Origin of the sequence: Tabrizicola caldifontis (assembly GCF_004762095.1) — a bacterium.
Classification (GTDB): Bacteria; Pseudomonadota; Alphaproteobacteria; order Rhodobacterales; family Rhodobacteraceae; genus Tabrizicola; species Tabrizicola caldifontis.
This window is the reverse complement of the sequence record NZ_SIJH01000004.1, coordinates 182217-207808: the sequence shown is the minus strand read 5'-3', so window position 1 is coordinate 207808 and position 25592 is coordinate 182217. Positions and strand designations below refer to the sequence as shown.

21 protein-coding genes and 4 tRNA genes are annotated in these 25592 nt (G+C 65.1%); 16 read left to right on the top strand and 9 right to left on the bottom strand.

What is annotated here, in order from left to right; translation table 11 throughout:
• Nucleotides 1–24: 24 nt before the first annotated feature.
• Nucleotides 25–2049 carry an NADH:flavin oxidoreductase gene (locus EYB42_RS04990; protein ID WP_135448750.1) on the bottom strand — a complete coding sequence of 675 codons (2025 nt, stop codon included), beginning with the start codon at nucleotides 2047–2049 and terminating at the stop codon, nucleotides 25–27.
• 131 nt (nucleotides 2050–2180) lie between these two features.
• Between EYB42_RS04990 and EYB42_RS04985 the strand changes: the two genes are divergently transcribed.
• The gene (locus EYB42_RS04985; protein WP_135448749.1) at nucleotides 2181–2813 is read left to right on the top strand and encodes a TetR/AcrR family transcriptional regulator; all 633 of its coding nucleotides are present in this window, start codon (nucleotides 2181–2183) and stop codon (nucleotides 2811–2813) included.
• Nucleotides 2814–3084: 271 nt separating this feature from the next.
• Here EYB42_RS04985 and EYB42_RS04980 read toward each other — a convergent pair whose 3' ends face one another.
• Genes EYB42_RS04980 through EYB42_RS04970 form a run of 3 tightly spaced genes read right to left on the bottom strand, consistent with a single transcriptional unit; the run spans nucleotide 3085 to nucleotide 8186 of the window.
• Nucleotides 3085–6414 (bottom strand): efflux RND transporter permease subunit, encoded by a 3330-nt coding sequence (locus EYB42_RS04980; RefSeq protein WP_135448748.1) that lies wholly within the window; start codon nucleotides 6412–6414, stop codon nucleotides 3085–3087.
• A gap of 10 nt (nucleotides 6415–6424) precedes the next feature.
• The gene (locus EYB42_RS04975; RefSeq protein WP_135448791.1) at nucleotides 6425–7606 is read right to left on the bottom strand and encodes an efflux RND transporter periplasmic adaptor subunit; all 1182 of its coding nucleotides are present in this window, start codon (nucleotides 7604–7606) and stop codon (nucleotides 6425–6427) included.
• A 7-nt stretch (nucleotides 7607–7613) separates the two neighbouring features.
• Nucleotides 7614–8186 carry a TetR/AcrR family transcriptional regulator gene (locus EYB42_RS04970; protein ID WP_240783971.1) on the bottom strand — a complete coding sequence of 191 codons (573 nt, stop codon included), beginning with the start codon at nucleotides 8184–8186 and terminating at the stop codon, nucleotides 7614–7616.
• Between the two features lie 214 nt (nucleotides 8187–8400).
• Here EYB42_RS04970 and tgt point away from each other — a divergent pair, with 214 nt between their 5' ends.
• Nucleotides 8401–9531 (top strand): tRNA guanosine(34) transglycosylase Tgt, encoded by a 1131-nt coding sequence (tgt, locus tag EYB42_RS04965; RefSeq protein WP_135448746.1) that lies wholly within the window; start codon nucleotides 8401–8403, stop codon nucleotides 9529–9531.
• Here the strand turns inward: tgt and EYB42_RS04960 are convergent.
• Entirely contained in the window at nucleotides 9528–9938 is a 411-nt protein-coding gene (locus EYB42_RS04960; RefSeq protein WP_135448745.1) for a hypothetical protein, read from the bottom strand. The genes tgt and EYB42_RS04960 overlap by 4 nt on opposite strands.
• A 263-nt stretch (nucleotides 9939–10201) precedes the next feature.
• Here EYB42_RS04960 and EYB42_RS04955 point away from each other — a divergent pair, with 263 nt between their 5' ends.
• On the top strand, nucleotides 10202–11284 hold the full coding sequence (locus EYB42_RS04955; protein ID WP_167850927.1) for a Hint domain-containing protein: 1083 nt from the start codon (nucleotides 10202–10204) through the stop codon (nucleotides 11282–11284).
• 187 nt (nucleotides 11285–11471) lie between these two features.
• Nucleotides 11472–13868 carry an endopeptidase La gene (lon, locus tag EYB42_RS04950; RefSeq protein WP_135448743.1) on the top strand — a complete coding sequence of 799 codons (2397 nt, stop codon included), beginning with the start codon at nucleotides 11472–11474 and terminating at the stop codon, nucleotides 13866–13868.
• A gap of 51 nt (nucleotides 13869–13919) precedes the next feature.
• Here lon and EYB42_RS04945 read toward each other — a convergent pair whose 3' ends face one another.
• Nucleotides 13920–14351, bottom strand: a complete 432-nt coding sequence (locus EYB42_RS04945; RefSeq protein WP_135448742.1) for a tail fiber domain-containing protein — start codon at nucleotides 14349–14351, stop codon at nucleotides 13920–13922.
• A gap of 168 nt (nucleotides 14352–14519) precedes the next feature.
• Between EYB42_RS04945 and EYB42_RS04940 the strand changes: the two genes are divergently transcribed.
• The 8 genes from EYB42_RS04940 (at nucleotide 14520) to EYB42_RS04905 (ending at nucleotide 17396) form a co-directional block, all read left to right on the top strand.
• Complete coding sequence (locus EYB42_RS04940) at nucleotides 14520–14942, top strand: HU family DNA-binding protein (RefSeq protein ID WP_135448741.1); 423 nt, start codon at nucleotides 14520–14522, stop codon at nucleotides 14940–14942.
• A 13-nt stretch (nucleotides 14943–14955) separates the two neighbouring features.
• Nucleotides 14956–15030, top strand: a tRNA-Val gene (locus EYB42_RS04935).
• Between the two features lie 90 nt (nucleotides 15031–15120).
• Nucleotides 15121–15196, top strand: a tRNA-Val gene (locus tag EYB42_RS04930).
• A 253-nt stretch (nucleotides 15197–15449) separates the two neighbouring features.
• Nucleotides 15450–16385 carry a pirin family protein gene (locus tag EYB42_RS04925; RefSeq protein ID WP_135448740.1) on the top strand — a complete coding sequence of 312 codons (936 nt, stop codon included), beginning with the start codon at nucleotides 15450–15452 and terminating at the stop codon, nucleotides 16383–16385.
• An 83-nt stretch (nucleotides 16386–16468) separates the two neighbouring features.
• A tRNA-Asp gene (locus EYB42_RS04920) sits at nucleotides 16469–16545 on the top strand.
• A 30-nt stretch (nucleotides 16546–16575) separates the two neighbouring features.
• Nucleotides 16576–16652 (top strand) — tRNA-Asp (locus tag EYB42_RS04915).
• Nucleotides 16653–16732: 80 nt separating this feature from the next.
• Entirely contained in the window at nucleotides 16733–17089 is a 357-nt protein-coding gene (locus tag EYB42_RS04910; RefSeq protein ID WP_135448739.1) for a hypothetical protein, read from the top strand.
• 85 nt (nucleotides 17090–17174) lie between these two features.
• Nucleotides 17175–17396 carry an RND transporter gene (locus EYB42_RS04905; RefSeq protein WP_135448738.1) on the top strand — a complete coding sequence of 74 codons (222 nt, stop codon included), beginning with the start codon at nucleotides 17175–17177 and terminating at the stop codon, nucleotides 17394–17396.
• Between the two features lie 72 nt (nucleotides 17397–17468).
• Here the strand turns inward: EYB42_RS04905 and EYB42_RS04900 are convergent, their stop codons facing one another.
• Both EYB42_RS04900 and EYB42_RS04895 read right to left on the bottom strand, forming a co-directional pair.
• Entirely contained in the window at nucleotides 17469–17912 is a 444-nt protein-coding gene (locus tag EYB42_RS04900) for a GNAT family N-acetyltransferase (RefSeq protein ID WP_135448737.1), read from the bottom strand.
• Nucleotides 17909–19294, bottom strand: a complete 1386-nt coding sequence (locus EYB42_RS04895) for a dipeptidase (RefSeq protein ID WP_135448736.1) — start codon at nucleotides 19292–19294, stop codon at nucleotides 17909–17911. The genes EYB42_RS04900 and EYB42_RS04895 overlap by 4 nt, the downstream gene beginning before the upstream one ends.
• A 201-nt stretch (nucleotides 19295–19495) precedes the next feature.
• Between EYB42_RS04895 and hemA the strand changes: the two genes are divergently transcribed.
• The 3 genes from hemA (at nucleotide 19496) to ispG (ending at nucleotide 23264) form a co-directional block, all read left to right on the top strand.
• Nucleotides 19496–20725: a 5-aminolevulinate synthase gene (gene hemA / locus EYB42_RS04890; protein WP_135448735.1), complete on the top strand. Its 1230-nt coding sequence runs from the start codon at nucleotides 19496–19498 to the stop codon at nucleotides 20723–20725.
• Nucleotides 20726–20845: 120 nt separating this feature from the next.
• Nucleotides 20846–22057 carry a helix-turn-helix domain-containing protein gene (locus EYB42_RS04885; protein ID WP_135448734.1) on the top strand — a complete coding sequence of 404 codons (1212 nt, stop codon included), beginning with the start codon at nucleotides 20846–20848 and terminating at the stop codon, nucleotides 22055–22057.
• An 82-nt stretch (nucleotides 22058–22139) separates the two neighbouring features.
• A complete protein-coding gene (gene ispG, locus EYB42_RS04880; RefSeq protein WP_135448733.1) occupies nucleotides 22140–23264 on the top strand; it encodes a flavodoxin-dependent (E)-4-hydroxy-3-methylbut-2-enyl-diphosphate synthase in 1125 nt (374 codons plus the stop codon).
• 91 nt (nucleotides 23265–23355) lie between these two features.
• Here ispG and EYB42_RS04875 read toward each other — a convergent pair whose 3' ends face one another.
• On the bottom strand, nucleotides 23356–24096 hold the full coding sequence (locus EYB42_RS04875; RefSeq protein WP_135448732.1) for a DsbA family protein: 741 nt from the start codon (nucleotides 24094–24096) through the stop codon (nucleotides 23356–23358).
• 184 nt (nucleotides 24097–24280) lie between these two features.
• Here EYB42_RS04875 and EYB42_RS04870 point away from each other — a divergent pair, with 184 nt between their 5' ends.
• Nucleotides 24281–25489, top strand: a complete 1209-nt coding sequence (locus EYB42_RS04870; protein WP_135448731.1) for an N-acetylmuramoyl-L-alanine amidase — start codon at nucleotides 24281–24283, stop codon at nucleotides 25487–25489.
• Nucleotides 25490–25592: the final 103 nt, after the last annotated feature.

The following is a 25592-nucleotide window of genomic DNA, read 5'->3' as shown; positions in this document are numbered from 1 at the left end:
GACAATCAACGTCAGATCTGCCGGTCAGACTGTGCGCAAAAGCCTGAGTGCGTCGTAGATCGCCGCATGGGTATTGCGCGCGGCCACCGCATCGCCGATCCGGTAAAGCGCAAAGCCGGGTACCTCGGGTTGCGGCCGTCCGCCGATCAGGGCCTCATAATCCACGGCGCCAAGATTGCCTGACAAGGGCTTGAGGTCAAAGTAGATATCTGCCAGCGGCTGGGTGCCGTGATTGACCACCACCTGATCGTACAGCGACGTTTTCGCCAGCTTCATGTAGTCCGACCCGATGGTGGCCTTCAGCTGGTTTCCGGCCCTTTCCACCGCCAGCAGGCGATAGGTCACCGTGAAGGTCACGTCCTTGTCCTGCAAGGCGCGCATGTAGGGCACCAGATTCATGCCCATCACCTCGGGCGCGAAGGTGCGGTCCGGTGTCATGATCTCGACCCTCGAGCCTGCCTCGGCGATGACCTGCGCCGCCTGCAGGGCCGCATGGTCCCCGGCGTCGTCGAACAGCAGCACGTTCGCCCCCGGCTTCACATCGCCTGACAGGATGTCCCAGGTGGAGACGACCAGATCGTTGCCGGCACCAAGCACATCGGTCGTGGGCAGCCCGCCCGTGGCGATCACCACCACGTCCGGGTTTTCTGCCGTCACGTCGGCGGCTTCGGCAAAGGTGTTGAAGCGGAACTCTACCCCCCGTGCGGCGCATTGCGCCATGCGCCAGTCGATGATGCCGATCATCTCGCGCCGGCGCGGCGTCAGCGAGGTCAGCAGCACCTGCCCGCCCGGATCGGCCGCTGCCTCGAACACCACGACGTGGTGGCCGCGCTCGGCCGCCACGCGCGCGGCTTCCAGGCCTGCGGGGCCCGCGCCAACCACAACGACCTTCTTCTTAACCGAAGCTGGCGCGATCTCGTGCGGCTGCGTTTCCTCGCGCCCGGTCGAGGGGTTGTGGATGCACAGCGCCATGCCCCCCTGATAGATCCGGTCCAGGCAGTAGGTCGCACCGACACAGGGGCGGATGTCGGCCTCGCGCCCCTCGACGATCTTGCGCACGATATGGGGGTCGGCCATGTGGGCGCGGGTCATGCCCACCATGTCAAGCTGCCCCGTGGCCACTGCATGCCGGGCGGTCGCCACGTCGGGTATCCGCGCGGCGTGGAAGGTGGGCATCCCCACCTCGGCCCGCACGCGGCCTGCGAAATCCAGATGCGGGGCGGATCGCATGCCCTGGATCGGGATCACGTCCGTCATGGCCGGGTCGGTATGGATGCGGCCCTTGATGATGTTGAGAAAGTCCACCAAGCCGCTGTCGCGGAACAACTTTCCGATGGCGATGCCTTCCTCGGGGTCGATCCCGCCGGGCGCGTCCTCGTCTGCCGTATAGCGCACGCCCAGCAGGAAATCCGGCCCCACGCGCCTGCGGCAGGCGGCCAGCACCTCCATCGTGAATCGGGCTCGGTTTTCCAGACTGCCCCCCCAGGGCGCAGGCAGTGCATTGGTCAGGGGCGACATGAACTGGTCCATCAGGTGGCCGTAGCATTCGAATTCCACCCCATCGAGCCCCGCCGCCTGCATCCGTTCGCAGGCATCGGCATAGTCCGTGATGATGCGGCCGATGTCCCAATCCTCGATCACCTTGGGAAAGGCGCGATGAGCCGGTTCCCGGGATGGCCCCGCCCCCACCACCGGAAGCCAGTCGCCCTTGTCCCAGCGCGTGCGGCGGCCAAGGTGGGTCAGCTGGATCATCACGGCGGCCCCGGCCTCGTGGCAGTCGTCGGCCAGCCGCCTCAGCCACGGCACGACCTCGTCCTTGTAGGCCAGAACGTTGTTGAAGGCTGGCGGACTGTCCTTCGACACCGCGGCCGAGCCGGCCGTCATCACCATCGCCACGCCCGCCTTGGCCCGTTCCAGATGATACAGCCTGTAACGGTCCTTCGGCATGCCGTCTTCCGGGTAGGCCGGTTCGTGGCTGGTGGTCATGATCCGGTTGCGAAGCGTCAGGTGCTTCAGTTGATAGGGCTGAAGAAGCGGGTCGTTCGACATGGGCCGGGGCCTCTGGCTTGGAAGTCTGGGCCAACGCTAGACCGGGGATGGAGTCGGCTCAAGAAAAATCGACATGTGTGTCGAGTTTTCTGGCCTTGTGCCGGAAGCCGGCCCGCGCATAGGGTGCCGCCATGGATGCAGAGCGCAACGAACGCGGCTGGCGTGGCAGTCCGGACCTCTGGCTGGATGCCGCCTACGAACTGCTTGTCGAAGGCGGGGTCGAGGCCGTCAAGGTCATGCCGCTGGCCCAGCGCCTTGGCCTGTCGCGCACCAGTTTCTACTGGCATTTCCCCGACCGTGAGGCGCTTCTGGCCGGGTTGATCGACCGGTGGCAGGCAAAGAATACCGGCAATCTGGTCGCACGATGTGAGGCCCCGGCCCAGACCATAGCCCAGGCCATGTTGAATCTCTGCGACTGCTGGCTGGACTCTGCGCTGTTCGATAGCCGCCTGGAATTTGCCATGCGGACCTGGGCGCTGACCGACAGGGCGGTTGAGCAGGCGATGGCCGATGCAGATGCCACACGCATCGCCGCGATTACCGCGCTTTTCCGTCGCTTCGGCTATCCAGACGGCGAAGCCGACACCCGGGCACGCACGCTGTATCTGACCCAGGTGGGCTATATTGCACTTCGGTCGAACGAGACCCTCGAACAGCGGATGGCACGGATCCCGGCCTATGTTCTGACCTTCTGCGGTGTGCCGCCCACCTCGGATGACGTGGCCGCCTTCGAGGCCCGCCACCAGGAATGGTCAGGCGGCTAGGCCGGGCCGGAAGCTGCCGGCTCAGCTTTGCGTTCGGGGCCGATTGAAGCAGCCGCTGACGGATCCTTGCGCATGGATCCCTACAGGGGGGGGCGGGCGTATCGCGTCCCCATTTCAGAGCCCGCTGACCAACCTGAGCTGACCGACCTGCATCGCAAATCGTCTGCCGCCATGATCTTCAATGGAGAGCGTCAGGGATCGTGCGGGGTGCCGCGACCAGTGCCCACGCCCCCATCCCCTCCCCACACACAAGGGGGGAGGGGGAGGTGCCTCATTCTGCCGCGTGTGGGCGCGGCTTGCGGGCGGCAAGCGCTGCTTCCAGCGCGGCAAGGCGGCCTTGCAGCAGGGCAAGGTCCATCTCCCCGCGCTCGATCCGTTCGGCCAGAACATGCGGCTCGGGGGTTTCAGGCTCGGCCTCCTTCCTGCCGATGAACCGACCGAGCACCCACGAAAGCAGCCGCGACAGATCGTCCATCACCAGATACATCGACGGCACGATCACAAGGCTGAGGACGGTCGAGACGATGATCCCGCCGATCACGGCGATGGCCATGGGCGAACGGAACGCGCCGCCTTCGCCCACCCCCAGCGCCGAGGGCAGCATCCCGGCCGACATCGCGATCGATGTCATCACGATCGGCCGCGCCCGCTTGTGCCCGGCCTCGATCACGGCGTCGATCCGCTTCAGGCCGCGCGCCCGCATCTCGATGGCAAAGTCGATCAGCAGGATGGCGTTCTTGGCCACGATCCCCATCAGCATCAGGATGCCGATAAGAACGGGCATCGACAGCGGATTCTGGGTCAGGATCAGTGCCGCGGCCACCCCGCCCACCGACAGCAGCAGCGAGAAGATGATCGTCAGCGGTTGCAGCACCGAGTGGAACAGCAGGATCAGGACGAACATCATCAGAAGCACGCCCAGCACCATGGCATTGACGAAGCTGCCGACCAGTTCCGCCTGGATCTCGGCGTCACCCGAGGGGCGCACCACGACCGAAGACGGCAGGTTCAGTGTCGGCAGGATCTGCATGAAGCGTTCGGTCGCCTGGTCCAGCACATAGCCCGGTGCGATGTCGGCGCCGATGGTGGCCACGCGCTGGCGGTTCAGCCGCTTGACGATCGAGGGCCCTTCGCCCACTTCCACGGTCGCCACGGCCGACAAGGGCACCGGGCCCCTTGCGGTCTGCACTTTCAGCGCCGAAATCCGGGCCAGACTGTCGCGCGACACCTCGTCAAGCTGCACGCGGATCGGCACCAGACGATTGTCGATCGAAAGCTTGCCCAGCGCGGCAGACACGTCACCGATCGTCGCGACGCGGACAACGTTGGCGATCTGCTGCACCGTGACACCCAGGCGCGCGGCTTCTTCCAGCTTGGGCGTGATCTGCACCTCGGGACGGGGCAGGGCGGCCTCGGCCGAGGGGTTCACCAGCATCGGCTCGTCCCGTAGCGCGGTTTCGATCTTCTGCACCGCATGGTTCAGCGCCGCCTCGTCAGAGGACAGGATGTCGAAACTGAAGGGCCGCGACCCGCCGCCGGGACCGCCCACCTTGAAGGCGCGGACGTCGGGGATGGCGCGAAGGGCAAGGAAAACCTCTTCCTCGATTTCGGATTGCGGCCGGATCCGGCCCTGCAACGGTGTCTCTGGCAGCAGGGCGCCGATCAGCGGCAGTTTCTGACCCAGATCGGAAAGCTTGCGGCCTAGCCCGTTGTCCAGGCGGTCCAGGATGATGGTGAAGCTTGCCCGCCGGATGTCTCGATCACCCAGCGGGGTCGAGCCGCCGACCACGAGAACCGATTTCACGCCGTCTATGTCCGCGACCACCTGGCGCATCGCCTCGGTCGTCCGGTCAGTATCCTCCAGCGTAGCGCCCGGCGGCAGCTCCACGGCAACGACGATGCGGCTTTCGTCCTCGGGCGGGAACAGGCTGCCCGGAACCCCCAGCATCGCCTGGACCGAGAAGATCACCAGTCCGATGGCGGCCACGACGGTCAGGTAATAGGTGGGCAGGCCCAGCCATGGCAGCTTGCGGAAGCGCCAGACCCGCGTGGTGAGGCGCACCAGTCCCAGATAGCCACGCATGATGAAGCCGTCGCGATGGCTGTTTTCGCCATGCCCCTCGGCATCCTTTGCGCGCATCAGGTAGGCGGCCATCATCGGCGTAATGAGGCGCGCCACCGCCAGCGAGAACAGGACAGCAATCGCCACGGTCAGGCCGAACTGCCGGAAATACTGACCCGGAATGCCCGGCATGAAGCTGACCGGCACGAAGACTGCCACGATGGTTGCGCTTGTGGCGATGACCGCAAGGCCGATTTCGTCCGCCGCGTCGATCGCCGCGCGGTAGGGCGTCTTGCCCATGCGGATGTGCCGGGCGATGTTTTCGATCTCCACGATCGCGTCATCGACCAGGATGCCGGTTGCAAGGGTGAGGGCAAGGAAGCTGACAAGGTTCAGCGAGAACCCCAGCATGTCCATCAGCCAGAAGGTCGGCACGGCAGAAAGGGGCAGGGCAACCGCCGCAATCAGCGTTGCGCGCCAGTTGCGCAGGAAGGCCAGCACCACGAGAACCGCCAGCAGCGCCCCTTCCAGCAGCGTATGGATCGCCGCTTCGTAGTTGCCGTATGTGTAGAACACCGAATCGTCGATCATCGTGATCTTGACGTTCGGATTGTCCCTGCGCAGCTGCTCGACGACGCTGTTGGTGGTCTCGGCAACGCTGACCTCCGATGCGCCCTTGGCGCGGAACACAAGAAAGCTGACCTGCGGCTCGCCGTCGATGCGGGTGAAGCTTTTCAGTTCCTCGTAACTGTCGATGACCTGGCCGAGGTCGGACAGGCGTACGAACCGACCTGATGGCAGGGCGATAGTGGTGGCGGCCAATTGCTCGACCGTGCCGCTGTCGCCCAGGGTGCGGATCACCTGTTCGCCCGAGCCGAGGCTCAACTTGCCCGCGCCAAGGTTCGTGTTCGTCGCCGCGATCTGGGCGCTGACCGCCTGGGCCGTAACGCCGTAGCTGTCCAGCTTGACCGGGTCGAGTTCGACGCGGATTTCCCGGTCGGCCCCGCCGATCCGGGTGACGCGACCGATCCCGGGGCGGCCTTGCAGCGCGCGGGTCACCGTGTCGTCCACGAACCAGCTGATTTCCTCCATCGTCATGTCGGGGGCGCTGACCGCGAAGGTCATGATCGCCTGGCCCTCGACGTCGATCCGGCTGACGATGGGCGCCTCGATGCCGCCGGGCAGGTCGCCACGGATCTGGTCGACCGCATCCTTCACATCCTGCACGGCCTTGTCGGTGGGCACCTCCATGCGGAATTCGACAACCGTTGTGGACAGCCCGTCGGTGACGTTCGAGGTGACGTTCTTCACCCCGGTGATGCCGGCGACGGCATCCTCGATTTCCTTGGTGACCTGGCTTTCCATCTCGGCCGGCGCAGCGCCGGACTGGGCCACGCTGATGGCGACAAGCGGCACGTCGATGTTCGGAAAGCGCGTGATCGGCAGGGTATTGAAGCTCTGCCAGCCAAGCACCATCAGCAGGAAGAAGGCCAGAAGCGGCGCAACCGGGTTTCGGATCGACCAGGCGGAAAAGTTCATGATGCGATCCTCAGTTGGTGGCGCCGGCATCCGGCACCGGGTTGATCCGGTCGCCTGCCCGCACGAAGGCCCCGGCCTTGGCAACCACTAGGTCGCCGGCCGCAAGACCGTTGACGATCTCGACAAAGGCGCCGTCGCGAATGCCGGTGGTGACCACCACCCGTTCGACCAGCCCATCCCGGACGCGCATCACCGTGGGGCCCTCGGCGGATGAACCGACTGCGGTCAGCGGCACCGCCAGAGCCTGATGCTCGTCTGCCACGATCTCTGCCTCGACGAACATGCCGACGCGCAGCCGGTCCGGCTCGTCGATGTGGATCCGTACCCTCCCCAGGCGGGTGACCGGGTCGATGGTGGGTTCGACCATCCGCACAATGCCGGACAGGGTATCGGGCACGCCCACGGCACGCAGCAGGGCGGGCTGGCCTTCCTTCAGCCGCAGCACATCGCCCTCCGATACATCGGCGCGCAGCTCCAGTGCCCCGTCGCGGATCAGCACGAACATCGGCTGTCCCGCAGCCGTCGCAATGGCGCCCAGCCTGGCGTTGCGCGCAATGATCCTGCCGGCAACCGGTGCCTTCACCTCGGTCCGGCTGAGCATAAGATCGACGTTCTCAAGCCGGGCCTCGGCAAGGGCAAGTTGGGCCCGTGCCGATTCCAGGGCCTCTTTCGCCACTTGCACCCGCGCCTTTGCCGCGGTGGCATTCGCGTTCGCGGTGTCCAGTTGCGCCTGCGGGGCTGTGCCCTGTTCGCGCAGCCGCGCAGTGCGATCGGCAACGCGGACGGCCTCGGCCTCGGCGGCCTGGGCCTCGACCAGTTGCGCCTCGACCTGGGCGATTCCCGCACGTGCGGCTGCCAGGGATGCCACGGCCTCGGACTTCTGCAGCTCCAGCGACGTGCGGGAAAGGACCGCCAGCACCTGCCCGGCAGCGACCGTATCGCCCACGTCGGCCCGCAATTCTTCCAGCGGCTGGCCCTCGATCAGGGGCGCGACCTGGACCTCTTCGACAGCGGCCACAAGGCCCGAGGCGATCACGCGGTCGGTCAGCGTGCGCGACCGCACCTCGGTCACGGTGATCGCCGGAAGCGAGGACATCGCCGGTTCGGCCGCAGCTTCCTGCGCCAAAAGCATGGGGGCTGGCAGCACCAGGCCGAGGGACAAGGCAAGTGTCAGGAAATGAGAGGAACGCATCACGCGGTCAGCCTTCTGCAATATCGTTGGAAATGTCGGCAAGGATGCGGTCGATCACCGCAACAACCTGTTCCCGTAGCGCCGGAGAGGCCGGCCCGCACTGTGCGGTGCGTGTTGCCATGGCTTTCACCAGCATCACCAGCAACTGGCACTGCCCAAGATAGCGGGCACAGGCATCCTCATGGCTGCGGCGGGTTATCCGGGCGAAGATTGCGCAAAGCAGCCGGGTGATCGTTTCCTCCATCTGGCCGGCCGCGGCACGGATCTCGGGCTTGCGGATTGCCGCAGCGGTGATTTCGGCCCAGAGCTGGCCATCCTTCAGGCTGTCCTCGTGGAAATGCGACAGGATCCGTTCCCGAAGGCACGCGATCGGCTGATCCGATGTCTGGATTTCCGCGAAATCGGCCTGGATTTCGGCAAGGTCGTAGCTGCACATCGCCTGCACGATGGCCGCCTTGGACGGGAAATAGCGGTAGAAGTTGCCCACGCTCATGCCGGCGGCACGGGCGAGATCCTGCATCGAGGCCCCGTCGAACCCCTTTTCGGCAAACGCCTGCCGGATGGAGCCAAGGATCTCCATCGTGCGTTCTTCAGAGCCTTGCGGCGCGCTGGGGATTGGAAAGCCTGCCATGTCTGAGGAGTGACCCGGTTGGGAATGAACGTTCATTCACGCAAATAGACAACTGCACGGGAACGTCAAGTGGAATACGCGGCAGTGGGCGCTGCGGATGTCTTCCGCTTGGCATTTCCGAAGTTTTGGCCCAAAGGGGCGGCAGAAAGGGGACGTTTCCGCCATGGCCGAAGGCTTCAGTTTCTCAATTTCGGCGACAGACGGCGCCGCACGGACCGGGGTGATCCAGACCCCGAGGGGAGAGATTCGCACCCCCGCCTTCATGCCGGTGGGCACCGCCGCCACGGTCAAGGCAATGCTGCCCGAAAGCGTGCGTGCCACGGGGGCTGACATCCTGCTGGGCAATACCTATCACCTGATGCTGCGCCCCACGGCCGAGAGGATCGCGGCTCTGGGGGGGCTGCACCGGTTCATGAACTGGCCGAGACCGATCCTGACCGACAGCGGCGGGTTCCAGGTCATGTCGCTGGGCCCCTTGCGCAAGCTGACCGAGGAGGGGGTGCGCTTTTCCTCGCATCTTGATGGCTCTCGGCACATCCTGACTCCGGAACGCAGCATGGAGATCCAGCGCCTTCTGGGATCGGACATCGTGATGTGCTTTGACGAATGCCCCGCGCTGCCGGCGACCGAGGCAGAGGTCGCGCGCGCCATGCGCCTGTCGATGCGTTGGGCGCAGCGGTCGCGCGACGCCTTCGGCGACCGGCCGGGTCACGCGCTGTTCGGGATCATGCAGGGCGGCGTCACGCGCGAGCTGCGCGAGGAATCGGCCGAGGCGCTGAAGGCGATCGGCTTTGACGGCTATGCCATAGGGGGCCTGGCCGTGGGCGAGGGGCAGGAGGCGATGTTCGGCGTGCTCGACTATGCGCCGGGTTTCCTGCCGGTGGACAAGCCGCGCTATTTGATGGGCGTGGGCAAGCCCGACGACATCGTGGGGGCGGTCGAACGCGGTGTGGACATGATGGACTGCGTGCTTCCCTCGCGGTCGGGGCGCACCGGTCAGGCCTGGACCCGGCGCGGTCAGGTGAACCTGCGCAACGCGCGACACAAGGACGACCCCCGTCCCCTTGACGAGGCCTGCACCTGCCCGGCCTGCACAGGCTATTCCCGCGCCTATCTGCACCATGTGGTCAAGGCCGACGAGATCATCGCCTCTATGCTGCTGACCTGGCACAACCTGCACTATTACCAGACCCTGATGCAGGGCCTGCGCGACGCGATTGCCGGGCAGCGTCTTGCCGCATTCGTGGCCGAATTTCATGCAACGCGCGCGGCGGGCGACCTGGAGCCTGTCTAGGCCGTTGCCGTGACCGGGCGCCGCTGGCGCTGGCGCATGGCAACGATGGCCATGCCGCCCAGAATGACGACGGTTGCACCGAGAAGGGGCTGATCGGCAACCGGGCGCAGCACGGCGGGAAAGGCCGCGACTGCCGCCGCGAAAGTCAGCCTCGCCCACTGCACGGCATCCGAAAGCGCGGTGAGACCCGGAAGCAGAAGTGCCGTCGCCACCGCGGCCGGCGTCACGAATGCCATGTAAAGCAGCCCCGTGAACAGCGGTATCGGCAGGCTGCCCACATGGCCCGTGCGATCGACATGCAGCAGCAGGCCCGCCAGGAAGGAAAGAACCGCAACCCGCAGGGCCCGATGCCGCTGCGCGGCAATTCCCCTTAGCCTTATCCTGACCTGATCCAAGCGCGGTTTCATGCCGCCTTGGTGTCATCCAACTGCGGAAAGATTGCGGCAGAAAGGGTGTGAAACCGTGTCCGCCTTCTGCAGCAAAGCGGCTTGGTGTGCGAATGCCGTTGGGATCGGCGGGCACTGGCGGAAGATCATGGGAATGTGACTGATTGGCCGCAGTAGCCTCGGTAAGAGTGCCTTTCGGGCAAGGCTTATCGGTCCCGATGTTGACAGCAGGGGGCCGTGCTTGTTTTGTTCGAGCAAAGGATCGTCGAACGGGAGATCGGGCAGTGGGGACGTTTACTGTATGGGCTCGACAGGACTCGATCACAGCCAACAATGCGACCCTGAACCCCATCGGGACTAATCAGGCGCCGACCACGGAACTTACCTTTACCGACAACAACGGTGCCGGTGACCTGAATATCGAATACAACGGTGGGTTGCCCGACCCGGATACCCAGGTCATAATCGATGGCACCGCCTACAATTTTACCGTGGTGCTTTCCGGCACTCTGCCCAGCAACTCTCAAGTGCCGGCGTCCCTTGTCGGGCGAACGGTGCTTCTTCTGCGAGTGACTGTCGGCGGAACGGTGCGCGAGTATTTCTACGTCGTTGGTCAACCACCGGCGACATCTGCGCAGATGGACGCTATCGGCAGCGGCGCCATTCCCCTTCAGAATGTCAACACCACGCCGCCGCCCTACTGCTTTGGCATGGGGACAGAGATTGCGACACCATCGGGCCGGCGCAAGGTCGAGACGTTGCGTGCGGGTGACTGTGTTCTCACCGCGGATGACCGCACCGTCACCATCGCCTGGATCGGAATGTCGCGTTACACCAGAGAGGAGGCTATTGCTTCCTGTGCTTTGCGCCCGGTGCATATTCATGCCAATGCGTTCGGGCCCGGCTGCCCGGATCGTGAACTTGTCGTGTCGCCGCAGCACAGGATCGTCGTCCAGGGTGGCGCCTGCGAGCTTCTGTTCGGCCATTCGAAGGTCTTCGTCACGGCCCGTCACCTGATCGGAACCCTTGCAAGCGCACCAGAACCAGAGGACGACGTGGTCTACTACCACATCCTGCTGGAAAAGCACGATACCTTGTTGTCGAACGGCCTTTCCACGGAAAGCTTCCAGCCGGCGCGGCGCATGGTAGAGGCCATGGACACCGCCGCGCGCGCATCGCTTGAGGCGGTCTTGGATGTTCTGGGCCGCGACGCGATGCTGACAAGGACTGACGCCTTGCAGACGCTTACCCACCGGGAAACCCTGGTGCTTCTTGATGATCTGGTCGAGGAAGTGCCGCCAATCGGTGTAAGCCTGTCATCAACTCGGCGCGCGACGGTCTTAGCTGATCGTGGATGCGCGGCCTGACTGGGGCAGCTCATCGCAAAGGCGGCGCAAATGGTCTTGTCCCTGCCTGCGCAGAGGTTCAGACTGAGCCTTCCGAACGCCGCTTGAATCCCGAAAGCCGGGACCACAAATAACAGCCAACAGGCGGAACGGGCCGGGTTGCCGATGGTCGGGGCCCCGCCGCGTTGCCGCGAGTGAAGGTAGTCACATGAGCACCGAAAGCTATCCCGTCCTGCCGCTGCGCGACATCGTGGTCTTTCCCCACATGATCGTGCCGCTTTTCGTCGGCCGCGAGAAATCGGTCCGCGCGCTGGAAGAGGTGATGCAGGACGACAAGCAGATCCTTCTGTCCTCGCAGAAGGATCCCACCGCAGATGACCCGCAGAGCGACGGGATCTTCCGCGTGGGCGTTCTGGCCAATGTCCTGCAACTGCTGAAGCTGCCCGACGGCACGGTGAAGGTGCTGGTCGAGGGCAAGCAGCGCGTGCGGATCACCGGCTTCCTGGACAACCCCGCTTTCTTCGAGGCGACGGTCGAGCCGCTGGTCGAGACCGAGGGCGACAAGACCGCCGTCGAGGCTCTGGTCCGCGCCGTGAGCGAAGAGTTCGAGCGCTACGCCAAGATCAAGAAGAACATTCCCGAAGAGGCGCTGGCGGCGGTGTCAGACACGCGCGACCCGGCGCGTCTGGCCGACTTGGTGGCAGGCCATCTGGGCGTGGACGTGAACCAGAAGCAGGCGATCCTTGAGACGCTGGAAATCGCCGAGCGGCTGGAGAAGGTCTATGGCCACATGCAGGGCGAACTTTCGGTCCTGCAGGTCGAGAAGAAGATCAAGTCGCGCGTCAAGACCCAGATGGAGAAGACCCAGCGCGAATACTACCTGAATGAGCAGATGAAGGCCATTCAGCGTGAACTGGGTGACGGCGAAGACGGCCAGAACGAGATCGCCGAACTGGAAGAGCGGATCAAGAAGACCCGGTTCAGCAAGGAGGCGCGCGAAAAGGCCGAGGCCGAGCTGAAGAAGCTGAAGTCGATGTCGCCGATGTCGGCCGAGGCGACGGTCGTGCGCAACTATCTCGACTGGCTTCTGGGTGTGCCGTGGGGCGTGAAGTCCCGCGTGAAAAAGGATCTGTCGGCCGCTCAGAAGGTGCTGGACGCCGACCATTACGGGCTTGAGAAGGTCAAGGAACGGATCGTTGAATACCTGGCGGTGCAGGCGCGCTCGACCAAGCTGAAGGGGCCTATCCTGTGCCTCGTCGGCCCTCCGGGCGTGGGCAAGACCTCGCTGGGGCGGTCGGTAGCCAAGGCCACGGGGCGCGAGTTCATCCGCATCAGCCTTGGCGGCGTGCGGGATGAATCGGAAATCCGCGGCCACCGGCGGACCTATATCGGGTCGATGCCGGGCAAGATCATCCAGGCCCTGAAGAAGGCCAAGACGACCAACCCGTTGATCCTGCTGGATGAAATCGACAAGATGGGCCAGGACTTCCGGGGTGACCCCGCGTCGGCGCTGCTCGAGGTGCTGGATCCCGAACAGAACTCGACCTTCGTCGATCACTATCTGGAGGTCGAATACGACCTGTCGAACGTGATGTTCATCACCACGGCCAACAGCTACAACATGCCGGGGCCGCTGATGGACCGGATGGAGATCATCCCGCTGGCCGGCTACACCGAGGATGAAAAGCGCGAGATCGCCAAGCAGCACCTGCTGCCCAAGCAGATCAAGGCGAACGGCCTGAAGAAGGGCGAATTCAGCATCACTGACGAGGCGCTGAACCATGTCATCCGCTACTATACCCGCGAGGCGGGCGTGCGGAACCTGGAACGCGAGATCGCCAAGCTGGCCCGGAAGGCCGTGACCGACATCCTGAAGGGCAAGGCCAAGCGCGTCGAGGTCGATCCGGCGAAGGTCGAGGAATACCTGGGCGTACAGAAATACCGCTATGGTCTTGCCGAAAAGGAGGATCAGGTCGGCGTGGTGATGGGGCTGGCCTGGACCAGCGTCGGCGGCGATCTGTTGCAGATCGAGGCGCTGAAACTGCCGGGCAAGGGCCGGATGAAGACCACCGGGAAACTGGGCGACGTGATGAAGGAATCAATCGACGCGGCGTCGAGCTATGTCCGCTCGATCGCGCCCCAGATCGGGGTGAAGCCGCCCAAGTTTGACACGATCGACATTCACGTCCACGTTCCGGATGGCGCGACGCCCAAGGATGGCCCTTCGGCGGGTCTGGCCATGGTGACGTCGATCGTCTCGGTGCTGACGGGCATTCCGGTCCGCAAGGACATCGCCATGACCGGCGAGGTCTCCCTGCGCGGCAACGCCATGCCGATCGGGGGCCTGAAGGAGAAGCTGCTCGCCGCACTGCGCGGGGGAATCAAGACCGTTTTCATCCCCGAGGAAAACGCCAAGGATCTGGCAGAAATCCCCGAGAACGTGAAGCAAGGGTTGAAGATCATCCCCGTGAGCCACGTGCGCGAGGTTCTGGCCCAGGCGCTGGTGCGCCAGCCCGAACCCGTGGAATGGGACGAGGCGGCGGAAGAAGCGGCCGCTGCGGCCAGGGCGGCGCAGAACCAGCCGCCAGCGCAGACCGCGCATTAGCCAGGCAGAAGGCGCGCCCATGGGGCGCGCCTTTTCCTTTCCGGCATTGTGCTATTCGATGCGGCGCAGTTCCAGGCCGAGCTTTGCGTAATCGACCGCCTTGTAGCCATAGGGCAGCGGCTTGATGGCGCCGGGGTGCATCACTTCGACCTCCTGCGCCATCACGCCCTCCCAGACGCCCTCCATGCCCTTGTAGCGATACCGATAGACGCCAAGGCCCAGATGGTTCGTGCCGAGGCGGCGGATATCCTCCTTGAGCCGGATGTCGCTGACCTCGACCGGCGGTTGCGGATCATCGTCGCCCGAGGCGACGGCGACCAGGATAGCCGCCACCAGCAGAAGCGGGATCAGCGCGCCGCTGGAGGATGCGGGCTTCTCCTGGACGACCTCGAGCTCGTCCTGGATCGCCACTGGTCCGCCGGCGCTGACGGGGTTGAGGGTGCCCAGGGTCAGGGCGGTGGAAAGCAGAAGGGCCTTGCGCATGTCTACTCCTGTCACTGAAACGCGCGCTTTCGCGGCGTGCAATGAAGGCTAATCCGCTGAGGTTCGGCGTGACAAACCTTTCTGTCGCGAGGGTCGCAATGCCGCTGGCACAGGGACGGAACGCCGACTACAGTTCGGCGCTGACGCGACAGTCTTTCAGAAGGCATCATGGCACCGCGCACGTCCAAGACCCCCGAGACGAAACCGGCCAAGTCCTCGGCCAAGGCCAGGTCTGCAGGCAAACCGACAGCGAATTCCCCAGCGGCGGCGAAGCCTGCCAAACCGGCGCTGACCGTCGCCGAGAAGGCTGCCTCGGCAGAGGGCAAAGTCGGCACCCTGAGGCTCAAGGATCTGGTCGATCGCGCGGCCGCTGCCACCGGGGGCAAGAAACCACAGGTCAAGAAGACGGTCGAGGCGACGCTTGCCGCGATGGCTTCGGCGCTGGCCTCTGGTCATACTCTTGTCCTGCCACCGCTTGGCAAGCTGCGGGTTGCGAAATCCACCGGTGGCGCGATGACACTGAAACTGCGCGTGCCGACTGGAAAGGTTCCGGCCGGAAAGCCCCTTGCAGACGACGGCGAGGACGAATAAAAGCGCGGACATCGGGCGATTAGCTCAGCGGTAGAGCGCTTCGTTCACATCGAAGATGTCAGCGGTTCAAATCCGTTATCGCCCACCATTCTTTCCGAAAGCGCGCCCCTTGGGCGCGTTTTCTTCATTTCGGCGGGGCTTGCGCTGCCCGTCTGCAAAAGGGTAGGGACAAAGGCGGGGGCGGTTAGCTCAGCTGGTAGAGCGTCTCGCTTACACCGAGAATGTCGGGGGTTCGAATCCCTCACCGCCCACCATTTCCCATCCGATCGTCTTGCCACCCGAATCGTCGCGCGAGCGGACGGATACGCGAGGCATTTCCGGCCTTCCTCTCTGCACAAGTATCCCGGGGATGCGGGGCCTGGCCCCCGCCTTTGCCCCGGTGAGGCGTGGGCCACTGTCCGCGGAAGCGTGGCGGCGCGTGTTCGCCCCTGCACAGGGTTCGCGCGGGGCTTCGGGGGTGCAATTCCGCTCTGTCGCCCCTACCTTTCAGACAAAGGAGATCCGCCCATGTGGAACCCGCTGCTTGACCCGTCCATCCCGATCGGCGACGCCGTCGATGCGATCGAAACCGTCATCGTCCCTCGTGCCCGCGACCTGGGTGGCTTCGAGGTGCGCCGTGCGTTGCCTTCGGCGCAGCGCCAGATGGTCGGGCCGTTCATCTTCTTCGACCAGATGGGCCCGGCCGAGTTCCTGACCGGGCAGGGCATCGACGTGCGGCCGCATCCGCACATCGGGCTGGGCACGGTGACCTATCTGATGAAGGGACGCCTGCACCACCGCGACAGCCTTGGCACCGACGCCTGGATCGAGCCTGGCGCAGTGAACTGGATGCTGGCGGGCCAGGGCATCACCCATTCCGAACGCACCGATGGCGAGGCCCGCAAGGGCCCTCAGTCGATGTTCGGGCTTCAGACCTGGCTGGCGCTGCCGAAGGACCGCGAGGAAGACGCGGCGGGTTTCGTGCACCTGCCCAAATCCGCGCTGCCCGAACTGGAAGGCGAGGGCAAGGAGGTGCGCCTGATCCTGGGCAACGCCTGGGGGGTGCGCGTACCGATGGAGATGCCCTCCGAGGTCTTCTACGCCGACGCGCGGCTGGCCCCCGGCGCGGCGATTCCCCTGCCGGACGATCACGAGGATCGAGGCGTCTATGTGCTGGAGGGCGAGGTCTCCGTCGGCGGGCAGGTCTTCGATTCGGGGCGGATGCTGGTCTTCCGGCCGGGCGACCGGGTTTCGGTCAGGGCAGGCAACAGGGGCGCGCGGATCATGCTTCTGGGCGGCGCCACGATGGACGGGCCGCGCTTTATCTGGTGGAACTTCGTCGCATCGAGCCGAGAGAAGATCGAGGCCGCGCGCGAGGCCTGGCGTGCGGGTGACTGGATGCACGGCCGCTTCAGCCTGCCGCCGGGGGATGACCAGGAATTCATCCCGGCACCCGAGCGGTGAAATTTCGCTGTCGTGCCCATTGACGGCGGCGAAGGGGTTCAGTATCACGCCCCCCACGTCCGGGGGACCGGAGGAAAGATCGCGCGGTGGTAGCTCAGTCGGTTAGAGTACCGGCCTGTCACGCCGGGGGTCGCGGGTTCGAGCCCCGTCCACCGCGCCAGTTTCCTGAAATCGTCCCGGTCGCCCATGCGCGGTGGTAGCTCAGTCGGTTAGAGTACCGGCCTGTCACGCCGGGGGTCGCGGGTTCGAGCCCCGTCCACCGCGCCATTTCGTTCCCGACCCCGAATACCGGCTTGCGATTTGTTCCTGTGGCTGGATAAACCAGAAGCAGTTGCAGAAGGTGTCGGATGGTTCACCGCAAGCTTGCCGTCGTGCTGAGTCTCGTGTGCGGGCCCGTTCTGGCCGAGGCTGTTGATCTGCCATACGGGTTCGATGGTCTCTATGCGCCCGAGGGCACGAAGTGCGGCTCGGCCGAGATGTTCGTGGTCAAGGAGGGCACGATGGTGGGTGCCGATTCGGCCATCGTGGTGACTGGACTTGTCGAGACGCCCGGCGTTGTGGGGCGGGTCGAGGCGACCCTGTTCGTGCGCGACCGTCGCGGCGACCGTTTCGATTCGGCGGTGATCACGCTGGACGAGGACGAAGGCATGCTGGAGATGGTCTTCATGGACGGCATGTCCCTGCGCCTGCGTCGCTGCGAATAGGCTGCATTGCGCTTGAACGGCGTCTGGGTCAGGGTCCGCCCCGTCTGCGCCGCCGGGCGCCGGACTTGCACCAGGAGGCCCGACCATGTCGTTTCTTGATCAACTTCCCCTGGCGATCCTAGTGATCGCGGCGCTGACTCTCGGCCTTGCGCCCTTCGTGCCCGAGCCGCATCTGTGGGAAAAGCTCAAGATGCTTGCCGCGGGCAATCTGGTCCGTCCCATCGACATCTTCGATCTGCTGATGCATGCCGCGCCCTGGCTGCTCTTGGCGGCCAAGCTGGCCCGCATGGCCCTGGCACGAGGTTAGGCAGGGCAGTGAACGCCTTGCTCGGGGCGCTGCCCGGCAAGGCGGCAAGGTTCGGGCGACAAGGGACGCGGGTCAGAGCGTCATGCGGTAGCGGATGTGGCCGTCATTCTCGCAAAACTGGTCGTAAAGGCGCCGGGCCGTGGTGTTGCCGATCTCGGTCAGCCAGTAAAGTCGCCGCCAGCCGCGCGCACGGCCGATGGCGATCAGATCCTCGATCAGTGCCCGGCCCAGACCCCGGCCCCGCGCCTCGGGCGCGACATAGAGATCCTCCAGATAGCCGTCGTCGCCCATCACCCAGGTCGAGGGATGGTGCTGGTGGATGGCAAATCCTTGCGGAATTCCGTCAAGGCAGGCCAGCCTGGCCTTCAGCGGACTGTCCGGATCCATGAGGCGCGTCCAGGTGAAGGCAGTCACCCCTTCGGGCAGGGTCAGGTTGTAGCCTTCGGTAAACCCCTGCCAGAGACGCAGGAAGGCGGCCTCGTCGGCAGGGGTTGCATCGCGGATCTCGACGCTCATGCGATGCGAGCCAGGATGCGCGCCCAGGAGCGGATACCCTTGTGAAACGACTCGACATCGTATTTCTCGTTCGGGCTGTGGATGTTGTCGTCATCCTTGCCGAAGCCGATCAGCATGGCGTCCATCCCGAGGATCGACTTGAAATAGCCGGCGACCGGGATCGACCCGCCCGAGCCGATGAAGGCCGCAGGCTTGCCCCATTCGTCGGACAGGGCCTGGCGGGCGGCCTCGAAGGCGGGGTCGGAGATTTCCATCACGCTGGCCGGCGCGCCGTCGCTGCCGCCGTGCCAGAAGATCTGGCAGTCGGCCGGCATCTGTGCCTCGGCCCAGGCCTTGAAGGCGGCGATGATCTTTTCCGGGTCCTGGCGCGAGACAAGACGGAAGCTGACCTTGGCATGGGCCTCGGACGGCAGCACGGTCTTGAACCCTGCGCCGGTATAGCCGCCCCACATGCCGTTCACCTCGGCGGTCGGGCGCGACCATATCATTTCCAGCGGCGTGCGGTCCTGTTCGCCCGCGGGGACCGACAGGCCGACATCGCGCAGATAGGCAGCGTGGTCGAAGGCCAGCGCCTGCCACTGCTGGCGCAGCGTCTCGGGCAGCTCGTCCACATCGTCGTAGAAGCCCGGCACCTGCACGCGGCCCTGGCCATCATGCAGGCCCGCCAGAAGCCGCGCCATCACATGCAGCGGGTTCCGTGCCAGCCCACCATACATGCCGGAATGCAGATCGCGGTTCGCCGCGCGTATGGTGAATTCGGCCTTGCAAAGGCCCCGCAGCATGGTTGTGATCGCCGGGGTATGTTCGTCGTAAAGCCCGGTGTCGCAGATCAGCGCCAGGTCGCAGGCCAGTTCGTCCCGGTGCTGTTGCAGGAAGGGGACCAGCGATGGCGAACCCGATTCCTCTTCGCCTTCCAGGAAGATCGTCAGCTTGCCGGGCAGTGTTCCATGCACGGCCTTCCAGGCGCGGCAGGCTTCGATGAAGGTCATCAGCTGCCCCTTGTCATCGGATGCCCCGCGCGCGCGGATCACGCGGCCTTTCGGGGTATCCTGCACCTCGGGATCGAAGGGAGCGCGGTGCCACAGTTCCAGCGGATCGACCGGCTGCACATCATAGTGGCCGTAGAACAGGATGTGCCGTCCCGGTCCGTCGCAATGCGCGACAACCATGGGATGGCCCGGCGTAGGGGCTGCACGGGCCCGAAAGCCCAGGGATTGCAGGTCGGCGACAAGCCAGTCGGCGGCGCGGGCGCAATCGGCCCTGTAGGACGGATCGGTCGAGATCGAGGGAATGCGCAGCAACTCGATCAGCCGCTCGAGGCTTTCGGGCAGAGTGTCGTCGATGCGTGCCAGCACGGCGTCGATCTGCGGGGCGGGGCTCATGTCGTCTCTCCGGATTGTGATTATCGGGCAGCCTATCAGGCGGCGGGGGGCTGTCCAGAGCGGCCGGGTTGGGGTAGAACACCGCGACCGTGACAAGGGGGTGACAATTCGCCCCCTTGGACCGCGGGGCCAATTGACCGAAATCAAGGCACCACGCCCGCGGGTCCGGCAGGATCGGGGCACAAGGGACCGAGGAAGACCATGGATTACGAGCGCGCGCTTGAGGCCAGCCTGCAACGCCTGCACGACGAAGGCCGCTACCGGACCTTCATCGACATCGAACGGCGGAAGGGCCAGTTTCCGCACGCGGTCTGGACCAGGCCGGACGGCACGCAGAAGGACATCACGGTCTGGTGCGGCAACGATTACCTTGGGATGGGGCAGCACCCCGATGTGCTGGCCGCGATGCATGAGGCGCTTGACGCGACCGGCGCAGGTTCGGGTGGCACGCGCAACATCAGCGGCACCACGGTCTATCACAAGCGGCTGGAGGCGGAACTGGCCGACCTGCACGGGAAGGAAGCCGCTCTCGTCTTTACCAGCGCCTACATCGCCAATGACGCGACGCTTTCCACCCTCAGGACGATCTTTCCCGGCCTGATCATCTATTCCGACGCGCTGAACCACGCCTCGATGATCGAGGGCGTCCGCCGCGGGGGCGGCGAGAAGCGCATCTTCCGCCACAACGACGTGGCCCATCTGCGCGAGCTGCTGTCCAGGGACGACCCGCAGGCGCCGAAGCTGATCGCCTTCGAATCGGTCTATTCCATGGATGGCGACTTCGGCCCGATCGCCGAAATCTGCGATCTGGCGGCTGAGTTCGGCGCGCTGACCTATATCGACGAGGTGCATGCCGTCGGCATGTATGGCCCGCGCGGGGCAGGTGTTGCGGAACGCGACGGCCAGATGCATCGCATCGACATCATCAACGGCACCCTGGCCAAGGCCTATGGCGTGTTCGGCGGGTATATCGCCGCCAGCGCGAAGATGGTGGATGCCGTGCGTTCCTACGCGCCGGGGTTCATCTTCACCACTTCGCTGCCGCCGACGGTGGCGGCGGGGGCGGCGGCTTCGGTCCGCTTCCTGAAGGGGCAGGGCGGGCAGGTGCTGCGCGAACGGCATCAGACGCAGGCAAGGATCCTGAAGGCACGGTTGAAGGCCATGGGGCTGCCGATCATAGACCACAAAAGCCACATCGTGCCGGTCCATGTCGGCGACCCTGTGCACTGCAAGCTGATCTCGGACATGCTGCTTGAACGGCATGGAATCTATGTCCAGCCGATCAATTTCCCCACCGTCCCGCGGGGCACGGAACGGCTGCGGTTCACCCCGTCTCCGGTGCATGGTCCGAAGGACATCGACCGCCTTGTGAAGGCCATGGATGAGCTGTGGAGCCACTGTGCGCTGAATCGCGCCGAAGCGGTTGCCTGAGCCATACTGCGTGTGCAAAAGGCCTTGCCGTATGCTACCGTTTCGCCAATACGAAAAATGAGTGAGTCGTTCGGGAAGGCGACTTCACGAAATCGGCGCACCTAAGGGGACAGGGCGGACATGATCGGTTGGAGGTCGAAACCTTCGACAACCGAAGAGGACAAGCCGAAAGGCTTTGACGACTTTGAGTTGCGGCTGGGGGATCTCATGCGCGGCGAGCGTGCCACGCTGGGCAAGTCCCTGCTCGACGTGCAGCGCGAGCTGAAGATCAAGGCCACCTACATCGCCGCAATCGAGAATGCCGACCTTTCGGCCTTCGAGACCCCCGGTTTCGTTGCAGGCTATGTCCGGTCTTATGCGCGTTACCTGGGCATGGACCCGGAGTGGGCGTTCGAGCGGTTCTGCGCAGAGGCCGGCTATACCGTGTCGCACGGTCTGTCGTCGGCTGCGGCACCGCAGATGATCGTCAAGACCCGCCCGCGGACCGAATTTTCCGAGCCGCTGGCCAATCCGAACGCGACCTTCATTCCGCGTGCCGAGGCTGTCTGGTCGCAGATCGAACCCGGTGCCGTTGGTTCGGTGGCGGTGCTTGTTGCTCTGATCGCTGCCCTTGGCTACGGTGGCTGGTCGGTCCTGCAAGAGGTGCAACGCGTGCAGCTTGCCCCGGTGGACGAGGCGCCGAAGGTCGTGGCGCAGATCGACCCGCTGGAAAGTATCGGCCCGGCGGCGACGAACCTGGTTGCCACACGTCCCGCGGCGGAAACGGTTGCCCAGGGCACCGCATCCGCCGAGGTGATGGACCGACTCTACCGTCCGCAGGCGCTGGACGTTCCGGTGCTGACCTCGCGTGACGGTCCGATCGCGGCGATCAACCCGCGCGAGGCGGGCGTTCTGGCGGGCGCGGCCAGCACGGCCTCGGCCGTGGATGCGGCCCTTGCCGAGGCCTTGGGAAGCGATGTGCAGGTCGTGGCCGAAGCCAAGCAGGGCATCGAGGTTCTTGCCGTGCGTCCAGCCTGGGTTCGGGTGAATGCGGCGGATGGCACCGTCCTGTTCGAGAAGATCCTGGATGCAGGCGAACGTTACGCCGTGCCCGCTCTGGAAGAGCCGCCGGTGTTCCGCACCGGAAATTCCGGTGCCGTGTACTTCGTCGTCGATGGTAAGACATACGGCCCTGCTGCGCCGGGGGCGAATGTGGTACGTGACATCTCGCTGTCGGCCGAGACCCTGACCCAGACCTTTGCGCAGGCCGATCCGGGTCGCGATGACGACCTTGCGCGCTTCGCCACGGCCGATGCGGGCGCGCTGGCTCCGGCTGAAGGCGCCACCGAATAAGCATCTGCCGAGGCGTCAGGCTGGTTGCCGCCGCGCCCGGCAGACCCTATCCTTTCGGGGAAGGTGCAGCCAAGGCTTCAAGATGACCCACAATCCGATCCGTCCATGGCGCAATATCGACCGGCGCAAGTCGCGGCAGATCCGGGTCGGAAAGGTGCTGGTGGGCGGCGATGCCCCGATCAGCGTGCAGACCATGACCAATACGCTGACCACGGACGTGTCGGCGACCATCGAACAGATCCAGCGTTGCGCGATCGCCGGGGCCGACATCGTTCGTGTCTCGACCCCGGACGAGGACAGCACGCGCGCCCTTCGCAAGATCGTCAGCGAGAGCCCGGTCCCGATCGTCGCGGACATCCATTTCCACTACAAGCGCGCCATCGAGGCGGCCGAGGCCGGTGCAGCCTGCCTGCGGATCAACCCCGGCAACATCGGCGACGCGAAGCGCGTGGCCGAGGTGGTGCGGGCCGCCAGGGACCACGGGTGCAGCATCCGCATCGGGGTGAATGCGGGCAGCCTTGAAAAGCATCCGCTTGAGAAATACGGCGAGCCCTGCCCGGATGCGATGGTGGAGTCGGCCCTGGATCACATCAAGCTGCTGCAGGACAACGATTTCCACGAGTTCAAGATCAGCTGCAAGGCCAGCGACGTGTTCCTGGCGGCGGCAGCCTACCAGCAGCTTGCCATTGCCACCGACGCGCCGATCCACCTGGGCATCACCGAGGCCGGGGGGCTGATGTCCGGCACGGTGAAATCGGCCATCGGTCTGGGCAGCCTTCTGTGGTTCGGCATCGGCGACACGATCCGCGTGTCGCTGTCGGCCGACCCGGTGGAAGAGGTGAAGGTCGGCTACGAAATCCTCAAGAGCCTTGGCCTGCGCACGCGGGGCGTGCAGATCATCAGCTGCCCCAGCTGTGCGCGGCAGGGGTTCGACGTGATCAGGACGGTCGAGGCGCTGGAGAAGCGGCTGGAACACATCAAGACGCCGATCAGCCTGTCGATCATCGGTTGCGTGGTGAACGGCCCTGGCGAAGCCCTGATGACCGACATCGGCTTCACCGGGGGCGGGGCGGGCAAGGGAATGGTCTACATCGCCGGCAAGCAGGACCATACGCTGTCCAACGACCGGATGATCGACCATATCGTCGAACTGGTCGAGAAGAAGGCAGCCGAAATCGAGGCGGCAGAGAAACTGGCGGCGGAATAGCGCGGCCAGTTGCCGCACACGCGGCAGGGCGCTAGACGCAGGCTACCGCCGGGCGGCTGTCTCAGGGCGGCACGCGTGCTGCCTTGTCGCTTCAGCCGTCGGCCCGCACTTCGGCCACGATGTTTCGCATCGCATCCAGCGGGATGTAGCCGCGCAGCATCATGTTCTTCAGCACGAAGGTCGGCGTCCCTGAAATCTCCAGCGTGTCGGCCAGTGCATGGTTCGCCTTGATGACCGCCATCACCTCCTCCGAACCCATGCGATGCAGGATCGGCTGTGGATCAAGGCCTAGATCCGTTGCCAGGCGGGAAAGCGTTTCGGTGTTCGGCTCGCCCCGCAGGGCGATCAGGGCGTCATGCACTGTCTCGTAGGCGGCATCGCCATGCAGCTGCCGGACGGCAATGGCGAACTGCGCAGACTGCAGCGAGGCCTCACCCAGGATCGGGAATTCCTTCACGACAAAGCGGATGTTGCCGTCGGATTCCACCAGCTCCGCCACCTCGGCATAGGCCTTGCGGCAGTAGCCGCAGCGGTAGTCCATGAATTCCACCAGCGTCACGTCGCCGTCCGGGTTACCGCCCACCCAGTCATCGGGGCTGGCAAAGATTGCGTCGGCATTTTCGGCCAGAAGCATCAGGTCGCGCTGCGCCATGGCGTCCTGCTCGCGCGTTTGCAGCACGTTCATCGCCTCGATCAGCACTTCGGGATTTTCCAGAAGATAGGCCCGGATCTCTTCGCGCAGGGCAGCACGATCAAGGTCGGTGATCTCGGCCACGGCGGGCGGCGCAAGAAGGCCGGTTGCCAGGGCGGCGATGGCGGCAAGGCGGCGCATGGGTAATCCTTTCTGCTCGCGGCGGGATGCAAGACAAGGACACCCCTGCGTCGTCGGGCGGAGGATGCGGTGGCTGCCGGCAAAGATCAAGGCAGGGCATTGCCCATCGCCGGTTTGTGAACGGTGCCGATGGCCTTGCGGTGCGGAATTTACTTTTCCTTTCCGGGCGGGAATAAGTCCAGCCATGCCGATCCCGTTCCGCGCCCTCTGGTTCGTTCTTCTGCTGCTTTCGCTGGTCCTGCCGGTGCAGGCGCAGGGGCTTTCGGCGCTGGCCCGCCTTGACCGCGCCGCCTCGTCGGTCACCCGGTCGGGGGATGAGGTCGATCTTGTGCTGTCGCTCAGCCAGCCCGTTCCGTGGCGGATGCGCTTCCTTGACGGGCCGCCGCGTCTGGTCATCGACACCCGTGAGGTGGACTGGACCGGCGCGGCCGATCTTGACCTGCCCGAAGGGGTGGTTGCGTTGCGGGCGGGCAGCTTCCGGCCGGGCTGGTCCCGGCTGGTGGTCGAGCTGTCCGCACCCAGCAGGATCGTGTCGTCCGAGATGACCACCGAAGGCGGCACGGCAATCCGGGTGCGGCTGGCCGCGACCGACCCGGAAAGTTTTGCCGCGCTTGCCGCCCAGCCGGAGCTGCCCGAATGGGTGGCGCCTGCCGCTGCCGACCTGCCGCCCCCCTTGCCTGAAGGCGCCGGGCCGATCACCGTGGTCCTTGATCCCGGCCACGGCGGCATCGACCCCGGGGCCGAGCGTGAGGGCTATACCGAGGCTGCACTGATGCTGACCTTCGCGCGTGAGCTGAAGGAGGTGCTTGTCCGGGACGGCCGCTTCCGCGTTGTGATGACCCGCGAGGAAGACATCTTCGTGCCGCTTGAAACCCGGACTTCGGTGGCGCGCGATGCCCGCGCCGACCTGTTCATATCGCTTCACGCCGATTCTCTGGCGCAGGGCGATGCGATCGGGGCTACGGTCTATACGCTGGACGAGAAGGCGACAGATGCCGCAAGCGCGGCGCTCGCCGAACGGCACGACCGCGACGATCTTCTGGCGGGACTTGACCTGTCGGATCAGGATGACGTGGTAGCGCAGGTGCTCATGGACATGGCCCGCACCGAAACCTCGCCCAGGACCGATAGACTGGCCGGTGCCATCGTGGAAGCGATCCGGGCGGAAGGTCTGCGGATGCATCGCCGGCCGCGCCAGACCGGCAGCTTCTCTGTTCTGAAATCCCCCGATATCCCTTCGGTTCTGCTGGAACTGGGGTTCCTGTCATCGGAACGCGACTTTGCGCGGCTTACCGATGCAAAGTGGCGGGCCCAGATGGCCGAGGCCCTGCGCAGCGCCCTGGTGGCATGGGCACAAGAGGATGCCGAACTGCGCGCACTGGTTGCCCCCTGAGTGCGCCCGGCATCGGCGCAAAAGCCCGCTGCTGCTGAAAAAGTGACCGGTCAAGGTTTTGACGGGCCCCGGCGTCTGGTATAGGGGAGGCTGGCAATCTGCG

Coding starts and splice junctions, on each gene's coding strand:
- EYB42_RS04990 (WP_135448750.1), bottom strand. CDS start 2,049: ATGTCGAACGACCCGCTTCTTCAGCCCTATCAACTGAAGCACCTGACG.
- EYB42_RS04985 (WP_135448749.1), top strand. CDS start 2,181: ATGGATGCAGAGCGCAACGAACGCGGCTGGCGTGGCAGTCCGGACCTC.
- EYB42_RS04980 (WP_135448748.1), bottom strand. CDS start 6,414: ATGAACTTTTCCGCCTGGTCGATCCGAAACCCGGTTGCGCCGCTTCTG.
- EYB42_RS04975 (WP_135448791.1), bottom strand. CDS start 7,606: ATGCGTTCCTCTCATTTCCTGACACTTGCCTTGTCCCTCGGCCTGGTG.
- EYB42_RS04970 (WP_240783971.1), bottom strand. CDS start 8,186: ATGGAGATCCTTGGCTCCATCCGGCAGGCGTTTGCCGAAAAGGGGTTC.
- tgt (WP_135448746.1), top strand. CDS start 8,401: ATGGCCGAAGGCTTCAGTTTCTCAATTTCGGCGACAGACGGCGCCGCA.
- EYB42_RS04960 (WP_135448745.1), bottom strand. CDS start 9,938: ATGAAACCGCGCTTGGATCAGGTCAGGATAAGGCTAAGGGGAATTGCC.
- lon (WP_135448743.1), top strand. CDS start 11,472: ATGAGCACCGAAAGCTATCCCGTCCTGCCGCTGCGCGACATCGTGGTC.
- EYB42_RS04945 (WP_135448742.1), bottom strand. CDS start 14,351: ATGCGCAAGGCCCTTCTGCTTTCCACCGCCCTGACCCTGGGCACCCTC.
- EYB42_RS04940 (WP_135448741.1), top strand. CDS start 14,520: ATGGCACCGCGCACGTCCAAGACCCCCGAGACGAAACCGGCCAAGTCC.
- EYB42_RS04925 (WP_135448740.1), top strand. CDS start 15,450: ATGTGGAACCCGCTGCTTGACCCGTCCATCCCGATCGGCGACGCCGTC.
- EYB42_RS04910 (WP_135448739.1), top strand. CDS start 16,733: ATGGTTCACCGCAAGCTTGCCGTCGTGCTGAGTCTCGTGTGCGGGCCC.
- EYB42_RS04905 (WP_135448738.1), top strand. CDS start 17,175: ATGTCGTTTCTTGATCAACTTCCCCTGGCGATCCTAGTGATCGCGGCG.
- EYB42_RS04900 (WP_135448737.1), bottom strand. CDS start 17,912: ATGAGCGTCGAGATCCGCGATGCAACCCCTGCCGACGAGGCCGCCTTC.
- EYB42_RS04895 (WP_135448736.1), bottom strand. CDS start 19,294: ATGAGCCCCGCCCCGCAGATCGACGCCGTGCTGGCACGCATCGACGAC.
- hemA (WP_135448735.1), top strand. CDS start 19,496: ATGGATTACGAGCGCGCGCTTGAGGCCAGCCTGCAACGCCTGCACGAC.
- EYB42_RS04885 (WP_135448734.1), top strand. CDS start 20,846: ATGATCGGTTGGAGGTCGAAACCTTCGACAACCGAAGAGGACAAGCCG.
- ispG (WP_135448733.1), top strand. CDS start 22,140: ATGACCCACAATCCGATCCGTCCATGGCGCAATATCGACCGGCGCAAG.
- EYB42_RS04875 (WP_135448732.1), bottom strand. CDS start 24,096: ATGCGCCGCCTTGCCGCCATCGCCGCCCTGGCAACCGGCCTTCTTGCG.
- EYB42_RS04870 (WP_135448731.1), top strand. CDS start 24,281: ATGCCGATCCCGTTCCGCGCCCTCTGGTTCGTTCTTCTGCTGCTTTCG.